Source organism: Neorhizobium galegae (assembly GCF_017877135.1).
In the GTDB taxonomy this organism is placed as follows: Bacteria; Pseudomonadota; Alphaproteobacteria; order Rhizobiales; family Rhizobiaceae; genus Neorhizobium; species Neorhizobium galegae_A.
The window spans coordinates 420,678-434,093 of the sequence record NZ_JAGIPH010000001.1 but is presented as its reverse complement, the minus strand read 5'-3'; the positions used below and the strand labels follow the sequence as shown (position 1 = coordinate 434,093).

Here is a 13,416-nt window from a genome sequence, read left to right as displayed (position 1 = left end):
ATGACTTCCGTGCCGTCCCACCTATCCCTCACTGCCGCACCCGCCGGCCGCCCCACGCAAGACCCGATCGTCATTCCGGTCGAGGGCATGACCTGCGCCTCCTGCGTGCGCCGCGTGGAACTGGCGGCGGCCAAGGTGGAAGGCGTTGCTACAAGCGCGGTCAATTTTGCCACCGAAAGCCTGACGGTGGAGCCCGGCGCCGGTTTTTCCGCCGAAAAACTTGCCGCCGCCATTCGCAAGGCCGGCTACGAGCCGAAGGCGGAGCGTATCGCGCTGACGCTTGCAAAGGCGCCGCAGGCCGAGGAAGTTGCCCGGCTGGAGGCAACGCTGAGGGCGGTTGAGGGCGTTGTCTTGACCGACATCGCGCCCGGACGGGCCGAGATCGCAGCCGAAATGTTTGGCCGCGACGGCAAGCGGGCGCTGATTACGGCACTCAAGGCGGCGGGGTTTGCGCTCGCCGCGCCAAAGGCTGCCACCGGGGCCGAGACGGGCATGGCCGCCGGATCTTCCCATGCTGAAGGTCATGACGGAACGGCAGAGGGCCACGCGCACAACCATCATGACGAGGATGCCGGCCTTCTGAAGCGTGATCTCGTACTGTCCGCCGTGCTGACGCTGCCGCTCTTTGCGCTGGAAATGGCCGGCCACCTCTATCCGCCCTTCCACCATGTCCTGATGGGCGCGGTGGACACGCAGGTGCTCTATTACATCTACGCGGCGCTTGCCACGGCCGTCATCTTCGGGCCGGGATGGCGTTTCCTGAAGGCCGGCTTTCCGACCCTGTTTCGCGGCCATCCGGAAATGAATTCGCTGGTGGCCGTCGGTGTGACCGCCGCCTATCTCTATTCGCTGGTGGTGACCTTCCTGCCCGAGCTTTTGCCCGAACAATCGCGCTTCGTCTATTATGAGGCAGCAACCGTCATCGTGACGCTGATCCTGCTCGGGCGGCTGTTGGAGGCGCGTGCCCGCGGACGCACGGGCGCTGCCATCCGCCGGCTGATGGGCCTGCAGGCAAAGACGGCGCGGGTGGAGCGCGACGGTTCCGTGTTCGACATTGCAACCGACGAGGTGGTGCCGGGAGACGTGGTGATCGTCCGGCCGGGCGAGCGCGTGGCGGCGGATGGCACTGTGATCGATGGCGCCTCCTCTGTCGATGAATCGATGATGTCGGGCGAACCGCTGCCGGTGGAAAAGAGGGTTGGCACAAACGTCATCGGCGGCACCATCAATGGCAGCGGCAGTTTTCGCTTTCGCGCCGAAAAAGTCGGGAAGGACACGGTCCTTTCGCAGATCATCGCGCTGGTGGAACAGGCGCAAGGGGCAAAGCTGCCCATCCAGGCGGTGGTAGACCGGGTGACCGGCTGGTTCGTGCCGGCGGTGATTGCGGTGGCGCTGCTCACCTTCGCCATCTGGCTGCTGGTCGGGCCGGAGCCGGTGCTGCCGCATGCGCTGGTGGCGGCGGTTGCCGTGCTGATCATTGCCTGCCCCTGCGCCATGGGGCTTGCAACGCCGACCTCGATCATGGTCGGCACCGGGCGGGCGGCCGATCTCGGCGTGCTGTTTCGCAAGGGCGATGCGCTGCAGGCGCTCTCCGGTGTCACCACCGTGGTGCTCGACAAGACCGGCACGGTGACTGCGGGACGCCCGGAACTCACCGATATCGTGGTGACGGACGGGTTTCAGACGGACGCGGTTCTCGTCCAGGTGGCCGCCGTCGAGGCGCGGTCGGAACATCCGGTCGCAGAGGCGATCGTCGCCTCGGTCAAAAGGCGCGGGCTTGCGATCGGCGAGGCGCAGGCGGTGAAGGCTGAACCGGGTTATGGCATCGAAGCCGTGGTGGACGGGGTGACTGTTGCCGTGGGTGCTGATCGCTTCATGGAAAAACTCGGGCTTTCGGTGGCAGAGTTTGCGGAAGGGGCGGCGCGGCTCGGCGACGAGGGCAAGACACCGCTTTATGCGGCAATCGGCGGCAGGCTTGCGGCGATCCTGGCGGTTGCCGATCCCGTAAAGCCAACAAGCATGGCCGCGATTGCTGAGCTGAAGGCCATGGGCTTATCGGTTGCCATGGTGACCGGCGACAATGCCCGCACGGCGCAGGCGATTGCCCGTGCGGTCGGCATCGAAGAGGTGGTGGCCGAGGTTCTGCCGGCCGGCAAGGTGGAGGCGATCCGGGCGATCCGTACCGGGCGGGACGCGGCAGGCGCGGCCCCAAAGATCGCCTTTGTCGGCGATGGCATCAATGATGCGCCGGCGCTTGCCTTTGCCGATATCGGCATTGCCATCGGCACGGGCACGGATGTCGCCATTGAAAGCGCCGACGTGGTGCTGTCGAACGGCGCGCTGACGGGCGTCGTCTCGGCCATTGCGGTCAGCCGGGCGACGATGAAGAACATCCGCCAGAACCTGTTCTGGGCCTTCGGCTACAATGTCGCGCTGATCCCGCTGGCGGCCGGCGCGCTCTATCCGGCCTTCGGCATCCAGCTGTCGCCGATGATCGGGGCGGGCGCCATGGCACTCTCCAGCATTTTCGTTCTCTCCAACGCGCTGAGGCTGAAGCGCCTCACGGTCCAGAAGGAGGCCGCATGAATATCGGGATGAATATCGGGCAGGCAGCAAGCGCGTCGGGCGTCTCGGCCAAGATGATCCGCTATTACGAGGAGATCGGGCTGATCCGGCCAAGTGCCCGCACCGCCAACAATTACCGGATCTACAGCGAGGATGAGGTGCATGTGCTGCGCTTCATCAAGCGGGCCCGTTCGCTGGGCTTTTCGCTGGAGGAGACCGAACGCCTGCTGGCGCTCTGGCAGGACCGCGAGCGGGAAAGTGCCGCCGTCAAGGCGGTGGCGACAAGCCATATCGCCGATCTGGAACGGCGCATCGGCGAGATGCAGACCATGGTCAAGACTTTGAAACATCTCGCCCATTGCTGCAGCGGCAATGCGCGGCCCGATTGCCCGATCCTGGAGGACCTCGCCGGCAACGGGGCGGAAGGCGCCGACCCATCTTTCGCCCACACGCGGGACGGTTGACCTTCCCGCAAGGGCAGGGACGGGACGTGAACACATACGGATGACCATGAACAGGAGACATCGATCATGACGACAACCTTCCTCGTACCGGACATGAGCTGCGGCCATTGCGAAAAGGCGGTGAAGGCAGCCCTTTCCGAGGCGCTTCCCGGCGTGCCGGTGGCGGTGGATCTCGCCGAACACCGGGTGACGCTCGACGGCGGCAATGCCGCGGTCGCGGAAGCGGCCATCCGCGAGGCCGGCTATACGCCGGAGAAGCTCGCCAACGCCTGAGCGGCATTTTCCACGCCCTTTCCCCGTGTCGACGGGGGGAGGGTTTTTGGGGACCCCCGGCGCCCGGATCTTGAGGGGCCACGCTTGATCAGCCGCCTGTCGGCATCCCCTCCCACGACGCTTTTCTGACCGCCTGGGCCTGCAATCTGAGGCAAGCGGACGCTAGCTGCGACATCGCGTTAGAATAGAAATTCTATGCCGGCTTGATTTTGACGTATTCCGGCGGCTTCATCTACCTGCTTCGGGTACGATATTTCATGCCACGTATCCGGTGGCGAAGCGCAACCCATCCGCGATGCCCCTTGTGGCCAAGGATGTTCTGAAGGACGACAGGCCGTCATCCCGTCGGTGCGACCGCGCGCCGGCGACGGCTTTTTGCGGCCCGTTGCTGCCTGTCGCCTTCGCAAACCCGGGGAAGTGCCTATGGTTCATGTCCTGTCGAGAAGCGAAACTCCTGCAAATCCTGCGACGCCCGAACCGAAGCCACGGCTTGCCGCCGGCAAGAGCGTTGCCTTCATCATTCCGGTGCGTCATCCCGCCAATGCCCGCGACTGGCCGCGGCTGATCGAGCGCCTGTCGGAGACGATGCGATCGATTGCCGCGCAGCGCTCGCCCGACTGGCTGTGCGTGATCGTTGCCAATCGCGAGGCGCAACTGCCGGAGCTGCCTGCCGGATTTTTTGCCGTGCGCGTCGATCTTCCGCCCAATCCGCTCTACGAGATGGATCATTCCAACCGCGAGGCGATCTACGAGGCCGTGCGCACCGACAAGGGCAGGCGGGTGCTGGCCGGCATGCTGGCGGCGCGCGGCGCGCGCTTCTTCATGGTGGTGGACGATGATGATTTCGTCAGCCGCGACATCGTCTCCTTTGCCGAAGGCCAGCCGGACCTGCCCGGCTGGTATGTCGACCACGGCTATCTTTGGAGCGAGGGCAGTTCCTTCCTGATGCGCCAGAGCGGCTTCAACAGGCTCTGCGGCACCTCGCATCTGGTGCGCGCCGACCTTTACGAACTGCCGGAGCGCGCCGAGGACGCACCGATCGACTGGGTGAAGGCGATGATGGGTAGCCATATCAAGATAGAGAGTATTTTGCGCGCGCGTGGATGCGCTCTTCAGCCGCTGCCGTTTGCCGGGGCAATCTACCGCGTCGGCCATGGCGAGGCGCATAGCCGCTCGAAAGGGGTGCTGCGGGCGCATCTCCTCAACCGCGAGACGCTGTCGCATCCGCGCCGCCTGCTGCGCAATGCGCTTTGCCTTCGCCGTCTCGATTACGCGCGCCGGGCGCAGTTCGGCATGGAGATGTGAGGCCCGCACCGTGGTCTGAGGCGTCGCCGCGGAAAAAAATCCGGACGCGAAAAAGCCGGGCCTGCAAGTGCCGGCCCGGCTTTTCCGATTCTGCTCAGATGCCTGAAGTCAGGCGATCAGAACTTGACGCCGAGGCCGACATTGACCACGTGCTGGTCGAAATCGACATTGGTGCCGGCGATGTTCTTGTCGCCGTAATCGTTGTAACGGTATTCCAGACGGCCGAACATCTTGTCGGTGAAGGCGTAATCGACGCCACCGCCAACGGTCCAGCCGCTGAAGGTCTTGTTTTCATCAACGCCTGCGCCGTCGACGTAACCGTTGGTGGCCGTCCAGCCGCCGGCTGCGAAGATCACTGCACGGTCCATGGCGTAGCCGACGCGGCCACGTACGGAGCCGGAGAAGTCGGTGCCGACATCAGCGCCAGCAACCGTCTGTTCGTTCCAGTCGTAGTTCACGTCGCCTTCAAGACCGACCAGGAAGCCCGAGGACAGTTCCCAGTTATAGCCGACGAAACCGCCGATACGGCCGCCGTCGAAATCTTCCGAACCGTTGACACCGCCGTCGAAATCGCCGTTGCCCCAGCCGTAACCGCCGAGAACACCGATATACGCGCCGGTCCAGGAGAAGGCCGGTGCGGCAACTTCCTGAGCCACAGGCGCCTGCGGTGCTTCGTAAATGGCATCAGCGGCAAAGGCAGCGGAAGAGCCGAAGAGTGCGACACTCGATGCGAGGAAGAGGATCTTTTTCATGGTGCATTCCCTTTCTTGGAGACAAGGGAGCATGTAGTGCACGCCGAAGAAAAAGCTGTAGCTGAAATACAACAGGGTGTCATGAATGCCCGAAAATGAATCGAACGCCCAAGAAAAAGGCGATGGCCGGCGCCTCGACCCATGGCTTGCGGGCGGGCCGCGCGACCCCATATGCTGGGGTGAAGCAGAGGGCGGAAGGGTTGCGGCCACTCTTGCCGATCAAGGAGTAATCCATTGTTTCCTTTTGATAATTCCTATGCGCGCCTGCCGGTGAAGTTTCACTCCTCGGTCTATCCCGAAGCCGTCGAAGGGCCGGTGCTGATCAAATTCAATGCGCCGCTTGCGAAAAAACTGAAGCTCGACCTTGACGAGGCGGATACGGCGCGGCTGGCAGCAATTTTTTCCGGCAATGTCTTGCCGCCGGGCGCAGAACCGCTTGCCATGGCCTATGCAGGCCACCAGTTCGGCAATTTCGTGCCGCGGCTGGGCGATGGCCGGGCTATCCTTCTGGGCGAGGTGGTGGATGAGACGGGCGTGCGGCGTGACATCCAACTGAAGGGCGCCGGGCCGACGCCGTTTTCCCGACGGGGCGATGGGCGCGCAGCACTTGGCCCCGTACTGCGCGAATACATCGTCTCCGAAGCCATGGCGGGCCTTGGCATTCCGGCAACGCGCGCGCTTGCCGCCGTTTTGACCGGCGAGGGCGTTCAGCGCGAAACGGTTCTGCCGGGCGCCGTCTTCGTGCGGGTGGCGGCAAGCCATGTGCGCATCGGCACGTTCCAGTATTTTGCCGCCCAGGGCGACACGGACGGAGTGCGCACGCTCGCCGACTATGTCATCGAGCGGCATTATCCGGCGCTGAAACAGGCGGACAATCCCTATCTTGCACTGCTGGAGGCCGTCTCGGCCCGCCAGGCGGAGCTGATCGCGCGCTGGCTCGGCGTCGGCTTCATCCATGGCGTGATGAACACCGACAACATGACGGTGTCGGGCGAGACGATCGATTTCGGCCCTTGCGCCTTCCTCGACGACTACGACCCGATGAAGGTGTTTTCCTCCATCGACCAGCAGGGCCGCTATGCCTATCGCAACCAGCCCGGCATCGGCCAATGGAACATTGCGCGGCTGGCCGAATGCCTGCTGCCGCTGCTTGATGCCGACGAGGAAAAGGCGGTGGAGGCGGCAAACGGCGTGCTGAAAGCGTTCGGCGAACGGTTCCAGGCTGCCTGGCTGTCGGTGTTTTCGCAAAAGATCGGCATTGCCGGCGCGCCCGAGGAGGGCGATGGCGAACTCATCCAGGCGCTGCTGTCTGCCATGCACGAAGGGCGGGCGGATTTTACGCTCACCTTCCGGCGGTTGACAAAGCTTGCGCTTGCCGATGCGCAGGGTGGCGACGACAAGGCCCGGCTGGATGCGGAAGCCGCCTTCCTCGAAGGCTTTGCGCCCTGGGACAAGGCGGAACGCTTCCTTCCCCTCTGGCGCGCCCGCCTTGCCCGGGAGGACGGCGATGCCGGCACGCTGATGCGCCGCGTCAACCCGGCGCTCATTGCCCGCAACCACCGCATCGAGGAGGCGATCGTCGCCGCCATGGCCGGCGATCTGTCACCCTTCGAAACGCTGGTTGCAGCCGTCGCCGACCCCTATACCGACCGGCCGGAATTTACCGCCCTGACGCAGGCGCCACGCGACGAGGAGCGGGTGCTGCGGACATTCTGCGGGACGTGATTTCTTGGCTGCTGAAGAGTGCCCCTCACCCTAGCCCTCTCCCCGTCACCACGGGGAGAGGGGACGCTGTTGCGCTTGCCGCTGCCGTTCGGTTTCCCCTTCCTGCTTCTGCTTCCTGCCTGCTGAAGATTGCCCCTCACCCTAGCCCTCTCCCCGTCACCACGGGGAGAGGGGACCCTGTTGCGGTTGCCGCTGCCGTTCGGTTTCCCCTTCCTACTTCCTACTTCCTACTTCCTACCTCCTGCCTCCCACCTCCTACGATCCACCTCCTACGATCCACGTCCTACGTCCTGCCTGACGGGTGACGGTTGTCCTGCTGTGGAGACGTTCATGTGGGCTGCCGCGATCTCGGCAATCTCGTCCCCTCTCCCCGCAGGCGGGGAGAGGGTTAGGGTGAGGGGCCGGCTTCAGAAGGATGCAGTCTTCAGCGCCTCGATGCCGTGCCCACTTGCGAAAAGGCTGAGCCGGCGTACCCTTCGGTCTGCGATGGAAGGGGGAGCGGATGCGGGGGCGACGGGAGACGACCACGGCGCGGGCGCGGGCATTGCGGCAGGTGGAGAATGATGCGGAACTGAAGCTGTGGTCGCAGTTGCGCAATCGGCAGCTGGGCGGATGCAAGTTCGTGCGACAGCTTCCGATCGGTCCCTATTTCGCGGATTTTGCCTGTCGCGAACAGCTGCTGGTCGTGGAGGTGGATGGAAGTCAGCATGCCGGCAATGACCGGGATGTGGTTCGCAACGCGTTCATGCGTCGTTGCGGATGGTCGGTGCTGCGGTTCTGGAATGTCGATGTCTTGCGCGCGATGCCGCAGGTTCTGGAGACTGTTCTTGCGGTGCTCGACGGGCGGCTTGTGGAGAGGGTCGACGCTTATGACCTGCGGTTCTATCCAGCTTTCTTGGATCCGCTGCGGGGTGAGGATTGCCCCTCACCCTAGCCCTCTCCCCGCTTGGCGGGGAGAGGGGACCTGTTGCGGTGGGGGGTACTGCTTTGTTTCCTACCTCCTACCTCCTACCTCCTACCTCCTACCTCCTACCTCCTACCTCCTACCTCCTAACTACCGGCTCCCGCTTCTGATCTTGCGATTGATGGCTTTCCAGCTTTCGAAAGGTTCAGCTAGGCTGTTGCGACATCGGCAATCTCGTTCCCTCTCCCCGCCAGGCGGGGAGAGGGTTAGGGTGAGGGGCAGTAAGGCAGCTGCGGGCGAGGCCCCTTACGGAAACACCCTTGCCCCCGTTTCCTCCACCACGCTTGCCGGTGTCTTGGGCGCGAAGGGGCAGGTGATGGGTTCGGTGACGGCAGTGGGGTTGCGCTCGGAGCGGAAGGCGGAGGAGCGTTCGTAGGCGAGCTTGCGCAGCCGCATGATCTGGCCGAGCGGTTGGTGGGCGGCGAGGCCGTTCCAGGGGGAGAATTTCAGCCCGTCATCCACCTGGCGGGAGCGCTCCTTGCTCCAGGCGGTCTGCGGGCCGGCGGTGATGGTGGCGACGGTGATGTAGGGGCTTTTCTCCTCGTCCCACGGCGTCATCGGCGCCTCGATCGGCGTGGCCTCAAGGTCGGTGGCGAGCTGCACCTGCAGGTGCCAGACCGCCGTTTCGGTTTCAAAAAACTCCGCCAGGAGGTGGCGCAGCGTGTCGGGATCGTCTCCCACGCTGATTCTGCGGTCGACCAGCGCCTTCAGGTTGTCGGAAGCCGGCACCACGCCGAGCTTTGCGATATAATCGCCAAAGCGGACCGGCACCTGGGTGAAAAAGCTCTCGCCGAGCATGTGGGTGAGCGGCTGGCCGCCCATGACCTTGAGCGTCGTGCTTTCGCGTCCGACGGCTTCGAGCGCGCCTTCCACGCCGCGCAGCACTTTCGAGACGAGTTTCTTGGCGCCTTCCACCCGGTCGGTGGTGGCGGCAAGCGGCGTGAGGCTCGCCAGAAACGCCTCGCCGCTCGGTGAGTTGAAAACCTTGCCGTTCACCATGACGAAATCCTGCGACCGCGACCGTTCCGAGCCCGGCAGCCGCTCGCCCGTCACGTCGAGGATTTTCAAGGCCATGCCGCGCGGGGCCGAGACGCTGTCATGCAGGATATCGCCGGGCGTCGTGGAGAGCCGGATGATCGCCTCATAGGTGCCGGGTTCGGCAAACACGCCCTGCGCAAGTTCGGGCGGCAGGTTGTCCAGCACCTCCACCTCGGCGCTCAAGAGGCCGTGGCTCTTGGCATGCACGGCGCGGATGGCGTGGGCGCTGTCGGCATAGGTCTTGTAGGAAATCGACAAGAGCGTGTCTGCGAGCGCCTGCGCCAGTTGCGGTTCGTCGGGGTGGATATCCTCGACATCGGGCGTGTAGCGCAGCGGATTGTCCGGGAGATGGCGGGTCATTCGGCTGCCTCCTTGGCGTAAAATACCTTGTCGATGGTGATGGGCAGGTGGCGCACGCGCGTGCCCGTTGCGTGGTAGATGGCATTGGCGACGGCGGCGGCGATCCCGACGATGCCGATCTCGCCGAGCCCCTTGACGCCGATCGGGCTTGCCTTGTCGTCATGCTCTTCGACAAAGATCACTTCGATATCGTGGATGTCGGCATGGGCCGGCACATGATATTCGGCAAGATTGTGGTTCATGATGCGGCCGGTGCGATGGTCGATCATGCCCTCCTCATGCAGCGCCATGCCGATGCCCATGACGACGCCGCCGAGGATCTGGCTGCGCGCGGTTTTAGGGTTGAGGATGCGGCCGGCGGCCACGGCGGTGACGACGCGGGTGACACGGATGACGCCCAGCTCCTCGTCGATCATCACCTCGACGAAATGGGCGGCATGGGTGTAGCTGACGAATTTTTTCGCCTGCTGCGCATCCGGCGCGACCTTTGCCTCTTCCTCGATGAAGGTCAGGTTTTTCGATGCCAGGATATCGGTGAGCGCAACGCCGACCTGATCGTTGATCTCAAGCACGAGGCGGCCGTCGCGGATCGCGGTCTGTTCGACCGTCACGTCCTTGCCGAAGGGCGAGGCATCCATGTCCTTTGCCGCATCGAGAAGGGTCTGGCGCACGGCAGTGGCAGCCGCGGCGACCGCCGATCCGGTGGAGGCTGCCGTCCACGAGCCGCCCTCGACCGAGGTCTTGGGCAACTGGCTGTCGCCGATCCGAACGGTGACGTGTTCGGCGTCAACGCCAAAAGCTTCCGCGCCGATCTGGGCAAGGATCGTCATGGTGCCGGTGCCGATATCGGAAGCGGCGGCGGAGACGGTGACGCTGCCATCCGCACTGAGCCGCGCCCGGGCGGTCGCCTCCGTCAGCTGTGCCTCCCACACCCCGGTTGCCATGCCCCAGCCGACGAGATCCGGCCCGTCATGCATGGAGCGGGGGGCGTGCAGGCGTTTCTCCCAGCCGAAACGTTCGGCGCCTTGACGGTAACAGGCATGCAGCGCCTTCGAGGTCAGCTGCAGATCCTGGTTCTGGTCGACATGGACGAAATTGCGCACGCGCATATCGAGCGGATCAAGACCGACCTGGTAGGACAGCTCGTCAATGGCCGATTCCAGCGCAAAAACGCCGGTGGCGGCACCGGGCGCGCGCATGTCGCCTGGGGTGGAGACGGTCATTTCGGCCAGTTCATAGGTGAGCTTGACGTTGTCGCAGCGGTAGAGCAGCCCCGACCAGTTGACGACCACTTCCTGATAATCCTCGTAGAGCGAGGTGGCCTGCACGGCGTGGTGGAGGATCGCGGTGAGCTTTCCGTTGTCATCGGCGGCCATCTTGACCGTCTGCACCGTGGCCGGGCGCCAGGTGAGATAGAACATTTCGCGCCGGCTGAGTTCCAGCTGCACCGATTGTTTCAGATCCAGCGCGGCCATGGTGGCGAGAAACAGCTGGTGCTTGGGGCGAAGGCCCGAGCCGAAGGCGCCGCCGACATAGGTGTTGAACACCCGCACGTTCTCCGGCTTCAGCTCGAAAATGCCGCAGACATAGCCCTGGCTGTTCTGCGAGCCCTGCGTCTTGTCGTGGATGGTGAGGCGGCCCTCGCCCTCATAGAGGACGGTGGTGGCGAACAGCTCCATCGGATTGTGGTGCTCGCCTTCCAGCGTATAGTTGGACGACAGCTTGAAGGGGGCGGCCGCGAAGGCCTCATCCGCATTGCCGCGCGGAGAAGGCGGCGGCGCGATGCCGGAGCGCTTTTCCTTTGGCACGTAGGATTTTTCGCTTTCGACCTCGATGCTGGTCTTCGGCTGATCTGCCTCGTAAGTGATGCGGATGAGGGCGGCCGCATCGCGGGCGGCCTCGAAGGTATTGGCGACGACGAAGGCGACGGGCTGGCCGTCAAACAGCACGCGGTCGTTTTCAAGCGGGCGGAACGGATGGCCGGGAAGCGCCACCTCATCCTTCCAGGCGCTGTCCCACCAGGCGGTGCGCGGGCGGTTGTCGTGGGTGTAGATTTTCACGACGCCGGGGAAGGCCGCCGCATCGGCGGTGTCGATGCGGGCGATGCGGCCGCTGGCGATCGTGGCAAGTGCCACGAAGCCGTGCAGCATGTCGGCGCTCTGGTGTTCGGCGGCATAGGGTGCCGTGCCGGTGACTTTCAGCGGCCCCTCAATGCGCGACAGCGGAAAGCCGATGACGCGATCGGCGGTCTCGAGCGGTCCGGTTCTGGTCTGTCTGGTCATAGGCTTTCTCCTTCGCGCACGCGCTTTTCCGACTGCACCTGTGGACGGCCGGAGGCTGCCTGCATCAGGGCGCGCACGATGGCCTTCTTCGCCATCGGGATCTTGAAATCATTGTGGCCCTGGCCTTTGGCGCCGGAGAGAAGACGGCTTGCGAAGGCCTCGAAAGTGTCGCGGGTCGCGGGCTGTCCTGACAGTTCCGCCTCGGCGAGCGGATCGCGCCAGGGCTTGTGGGCGACCCCGCCGAGCGCCACGCGGGCGTCAAGGATCGTGTCGCCATCGAGGTCAAGTGCTGCCGCGACCGAAACCAGCGCGAAGGCATAGGAGAGCCGGTCGCGCAGTTTCAGATAGCTGTGATGGGCGGCAAAGCGGCCACCCTCGACGCGGATGCCGGTGACGATCTCGCCGGTCTGAAGGGTGTTGTCGCGCTCGGGATGATCGCCGGGCAGGCGATGGAAATCGAGGAAGGGAATGGTGCGCGCGCCGGTCGGGCCGGTGACTTCGACGGTGGCATTGAGTGCGGCGAGCGCCACGCACATATCGGAGGGGTGGGTGGCGATGCAGGCATCGGAGGCGCCGAGAATGGCGTGGATACGGTTGACGCCGCCGATGGCCGAGCAGCCGGAGCCCGGCTCGCGCTTGTTGCAGGGCGTCGATGGATCGTAGAAATAATAGCAGCGGGTGCGCTGCGAGAGATTGCCGCCTGAGGTGGCGGCATTGCGCAGCTGCGGCGAGGCGCCGGCAAGAATGGCCGAGGAGAGGAGCGGCACATCGCGCGCGATGCCCGCATCATAGGCGACCTGGCTGTTGGTGGTGAGCGCGCCGATGCGGTAGGCGCCGTCCTCCAGCGTCTCGATCTCCTTCAGGGGCAGGCCGTTGATGTCGATGACGGCGCTCGGCTGGGCGACATCGTATTTCATGAGATCGACAAGATTGGTGCCGCCGGCCAGAAGCTGGGCGGTCGGTTCGGCGGCAAGCGCTGCCACGGCATCGGAAATGCCCGTCGGGCGCAGATAGCTGAACTGTCTCATTCGGCAGCCTCCCGCACGGTGGTCTCGCTGTCTGCGGCCATCACCTCCTCGATCGCATCGGCGATGTTGGTATAGGCGCCGCAGCGACAGAGATTGCCGCTCATCAGTTCGCGGATCTCTTCCCGCGAATGGGCGTGACCTTCCGACAGAAGGCCCGCGGCGGAACAGATCTGGCCGGGCGTGCAATAGCCGCACTGATAGGCATCATGCTCGACGAAGGCCTTTTGCAACGGATGCAGGTTATCCGGTGTGCCGAGCCCTTCGATCGTGGTGATCTCGGCGCCATCCAGGCTGACGGCAAATTTCAGGCAGGAATTGATGCGCACGCCGTTGACCAGCACCGTGCAGGCGCCGCACTGGCCGTGATCGCAACCTTTCTTGGTGCCGGTGAGCGCCAGATCGCCCCGCAGCAGATCGAGCAGCGTGACGAAGGGCGCAAGCTCCAGCTGCTGGCGCCTGCCATTGACGGTGAGCGTGACGGGAATGGTGGGCGAGGGCGCGCGCGCCGGGCCGAGATCCATGGCATCATCCTTTTCTTGAGGTCTGCGCTTGGGGGTCATGGAAGCCAGAACGGGAGGTCCGGCGGCTTTGTTCCGGCGGAAATGGCATTGGTCGTGATTGAGGCTCACAAAAAAACTTTTCCGTGATAGGAAAATAATC

Annotated in this window: 11 protein-coding genes; 6 read left to right on the top strand and 5 right to left on the bottom strand. The window is 64.4% G+C overall.

The annotated features are described in order from the left end of the window. The 4 genes from J2858_RS02195 (at position 1) to J2858_RS02180 (ending at position 4,607) form a co-directional block, all read left to right on the top strand. The gene (locus J2858_RS02195) at positions 1-2,586 is read left to right on the top strand and encodes a heavy metal translocating P-type ATPase (protein ID WP_210103102.1); all 2,586 of its coding nucleotides are present in this window, start codon (positions 1-3) and stop codon (positions 2,584-2,586) included. An 8-nt stretch (positions 2,587-2,594) separates the two neighbouring features. Next, on the top strand, positions 2,595-3,029 hold the full coding sequence (gene cueR, locus J2858_RS02190) for a Cu(I)-responsive transcriptional regulator (RefSeq protein WP_210104099.1): 435 nt from the start codon (positions 2,595-2,597) through the stop codon (positions 3,027-3,029). A gap of 66 nt (positions 3,030-3,095) precedes the next feature. Further along, positions 3,096-3,302, top strand: a complete 207-nt coding sequence (locus tag J2858_RS02185) for a heavy-metal-associated domain-containing protein (RefSeq protein ID WP_245365521.1) — start codon at positions 3,096-3,098, stop codon at positions 3,300-3,302. A 423-nt stretch (positions 3,303-3,725) separates the two neighbouring features. After that, complete coding sequence (locus tag J2858_RS02180) at positions 3,726-4,607, top strand: glycosyltransferase family A protein (RefSeq protein WP_245365520.1); 882 nt, start codon at positions 3,726-3,728, stop codon at positions 4,605-4,607. Positions 4,608-4,723: 116 nt separating this feature from the next. Here the strand turns inward: J2858_RS02180 and J2858_RS02175 are convergent, their stop codons facing one another. Beyond that, complete coding sequence (locus J2858_RS02175; RefSeq protein WP_210103101.1) at positions 4,724-5,359, bottom strand: outer membrane protein; 636 nt, start codon at positions 5,357-5,359, stop codon at positions 4,724-4,726. 234 nt (positions 5,360-5,593) lie between these two features. Between J2858_RS02175 and J2858_RS02170 the strand changes: the two genes are divergently transcribed. Next, positions 5,594-7,084, top strand: a complete 1,491-nt coding sequence (locus J2858_RS02170; RefSeq protein WP_210103100.1) for a protein adenylyltransferase SelO — start codon at positions 5,594-5,596, stop codon at positions 7,082-7,084. A gap of 502 nt (positions 7,085-7,586) precedes the next feature. Continuing rightward, a complete protein-coding gene (locus tag J2858_RS02165) occupies positions 7,587-8,018 on the top strand; it encodes an endonuclease domain-containing protein (protein ID WP_210103099.1) in 432 nt (143 codons plus the stop codon). Positions 8,019-8,294: 276 nt separating this feature from the next. On the opposite strand, the gene J2858_RS02160 is transcribed toward J2858_RS02165, so the two are convergent. From J2858_RS02160 to J2858_RS02145, 4 genes are read right to left on the bottom strand one after another with little or no spacing between them, the layout of a single operon-like run. Continuing rightward, entirely contained in the window at positions 8,295-9,446 is a 1,152-nt protein-coding gene (locus J2858_RS02160) for a catalase family protein (RefSeq protein WP_210103098.1), read from the bottom strand. Further along, the gene (locus J2858_RS02155; RefSeq protein ID WP_210103097.1) at positions 9,443-11,728 is read right to left on the bottom strand and encodes a xanthine dehydrogenase family protein molybdopterin-binding subunit; all 2,286 of its coding nucleotides are present in this window, start codon (positions 11,726-11,728) and stop codon (positions 9,443-9,445) included. Before J2858_RS02155 ends, J2858_RS02160 begins: the two co-directional genes overlap by 4 nt. Next, positions 11,725-12,756 (bottom strand): FAD binding domain-containing protein, encoded by a 1,032-nt coding sequence (locus J2858_RS02150; protein WP_210103096.1) that lies wholly within the window; start codon positions 12,754-12,756, stop codon positions 11,725-11,727. Before J2858_RS02150 ends, J2858_RS02155 begins: the two co-directional genes overlap by 4 nt. Then, complete coding sequence (locus J2858_RS02145; protein ID WP_210103095.1) at positions 12,753-13,277, bottom strand: (2Fe-2S)-binding protein; 525 nt, start codon at positions 13,275-13,277, stop codon at positions 12,753-12,755. Before J2858_RS02145 ends, J2858_RS02150 begins: the two co-directional genes overlap by 4 nt. Positions 13,278-13,416: the final 139 nt, after the last annotated feature.

Bases quoted from the DNA above. Each gene is read 5' to 3' on its own strand.
- J2858_RS02185 (WP_245365521.1), top strand. From the start codon at position 3,096: ATGACGACAACCTTCCTCGTACCGGACATGAGCTGCGGCCATTGCGAA.
- J2858_RS02180 (WP_245365520.1), top strand. From the start codon at position 3,726: ATGGTTCATGTCCTGTCGAGAAGCGAAACTCCTGCAAATCCTGCGACG.
- J2858_RS02150 (WP_210103096.1), bottom strand. From the start codon at position 12,756: ATGAGACAGTTCAGCTATCTGCGCCCGACGGGCATTTCCGATGCCGTG.
- J2858_RS02165 (WP_210103099.1), top strand. From the start codon at position 7,587: ATGCGGGGGCGACGGGAGACGACCACGGCGCGGGCGCGGGCATTGCGG.
- J2858_RS02155 (WP_210103097.1), bottom strand. From the start codon at position 11,728: ATGACCAGACAGACCAGAACCGGACCGCTCGAGACCGCCGATCGCGTC.
- J2858_RS02175 (WP_210103101.1), bottom strand. From the start codon at position 5,359: ATGAAAAAGATCCTCTTCCTCGCATCGAGTGTCGCACTCTTCGGCTCT.
- cueR (WP_210104099.1), top strand. From the start codon at position 2,595: ATGAATATCGGGCAGGCAGCAAGCGCGTCGGGCGTCTCGGCCAAGATG.
- J2858_RS02160 (WP_210103098.1), bottom strand. From the start codon at position 9,446: ATGACCCGCCATCTCCCGGACAATCCGCTGCGCTACACGCCCGATGTC.
- J2858_RS02145 (WP_210103095.1), bottom strand. From the start codon at position 13,277: ATGGATCTCGGCCCGGCGCGCGCGCCCTCGCCCACCATTCCCGTCACG.
- J2858_RS02195 (WP_210103102.1), top strand. From the start codon at position 1: ATGACTTCCGTGCCGTCCCACCTATCCCTCACTGCCGCACCCGCCGGC.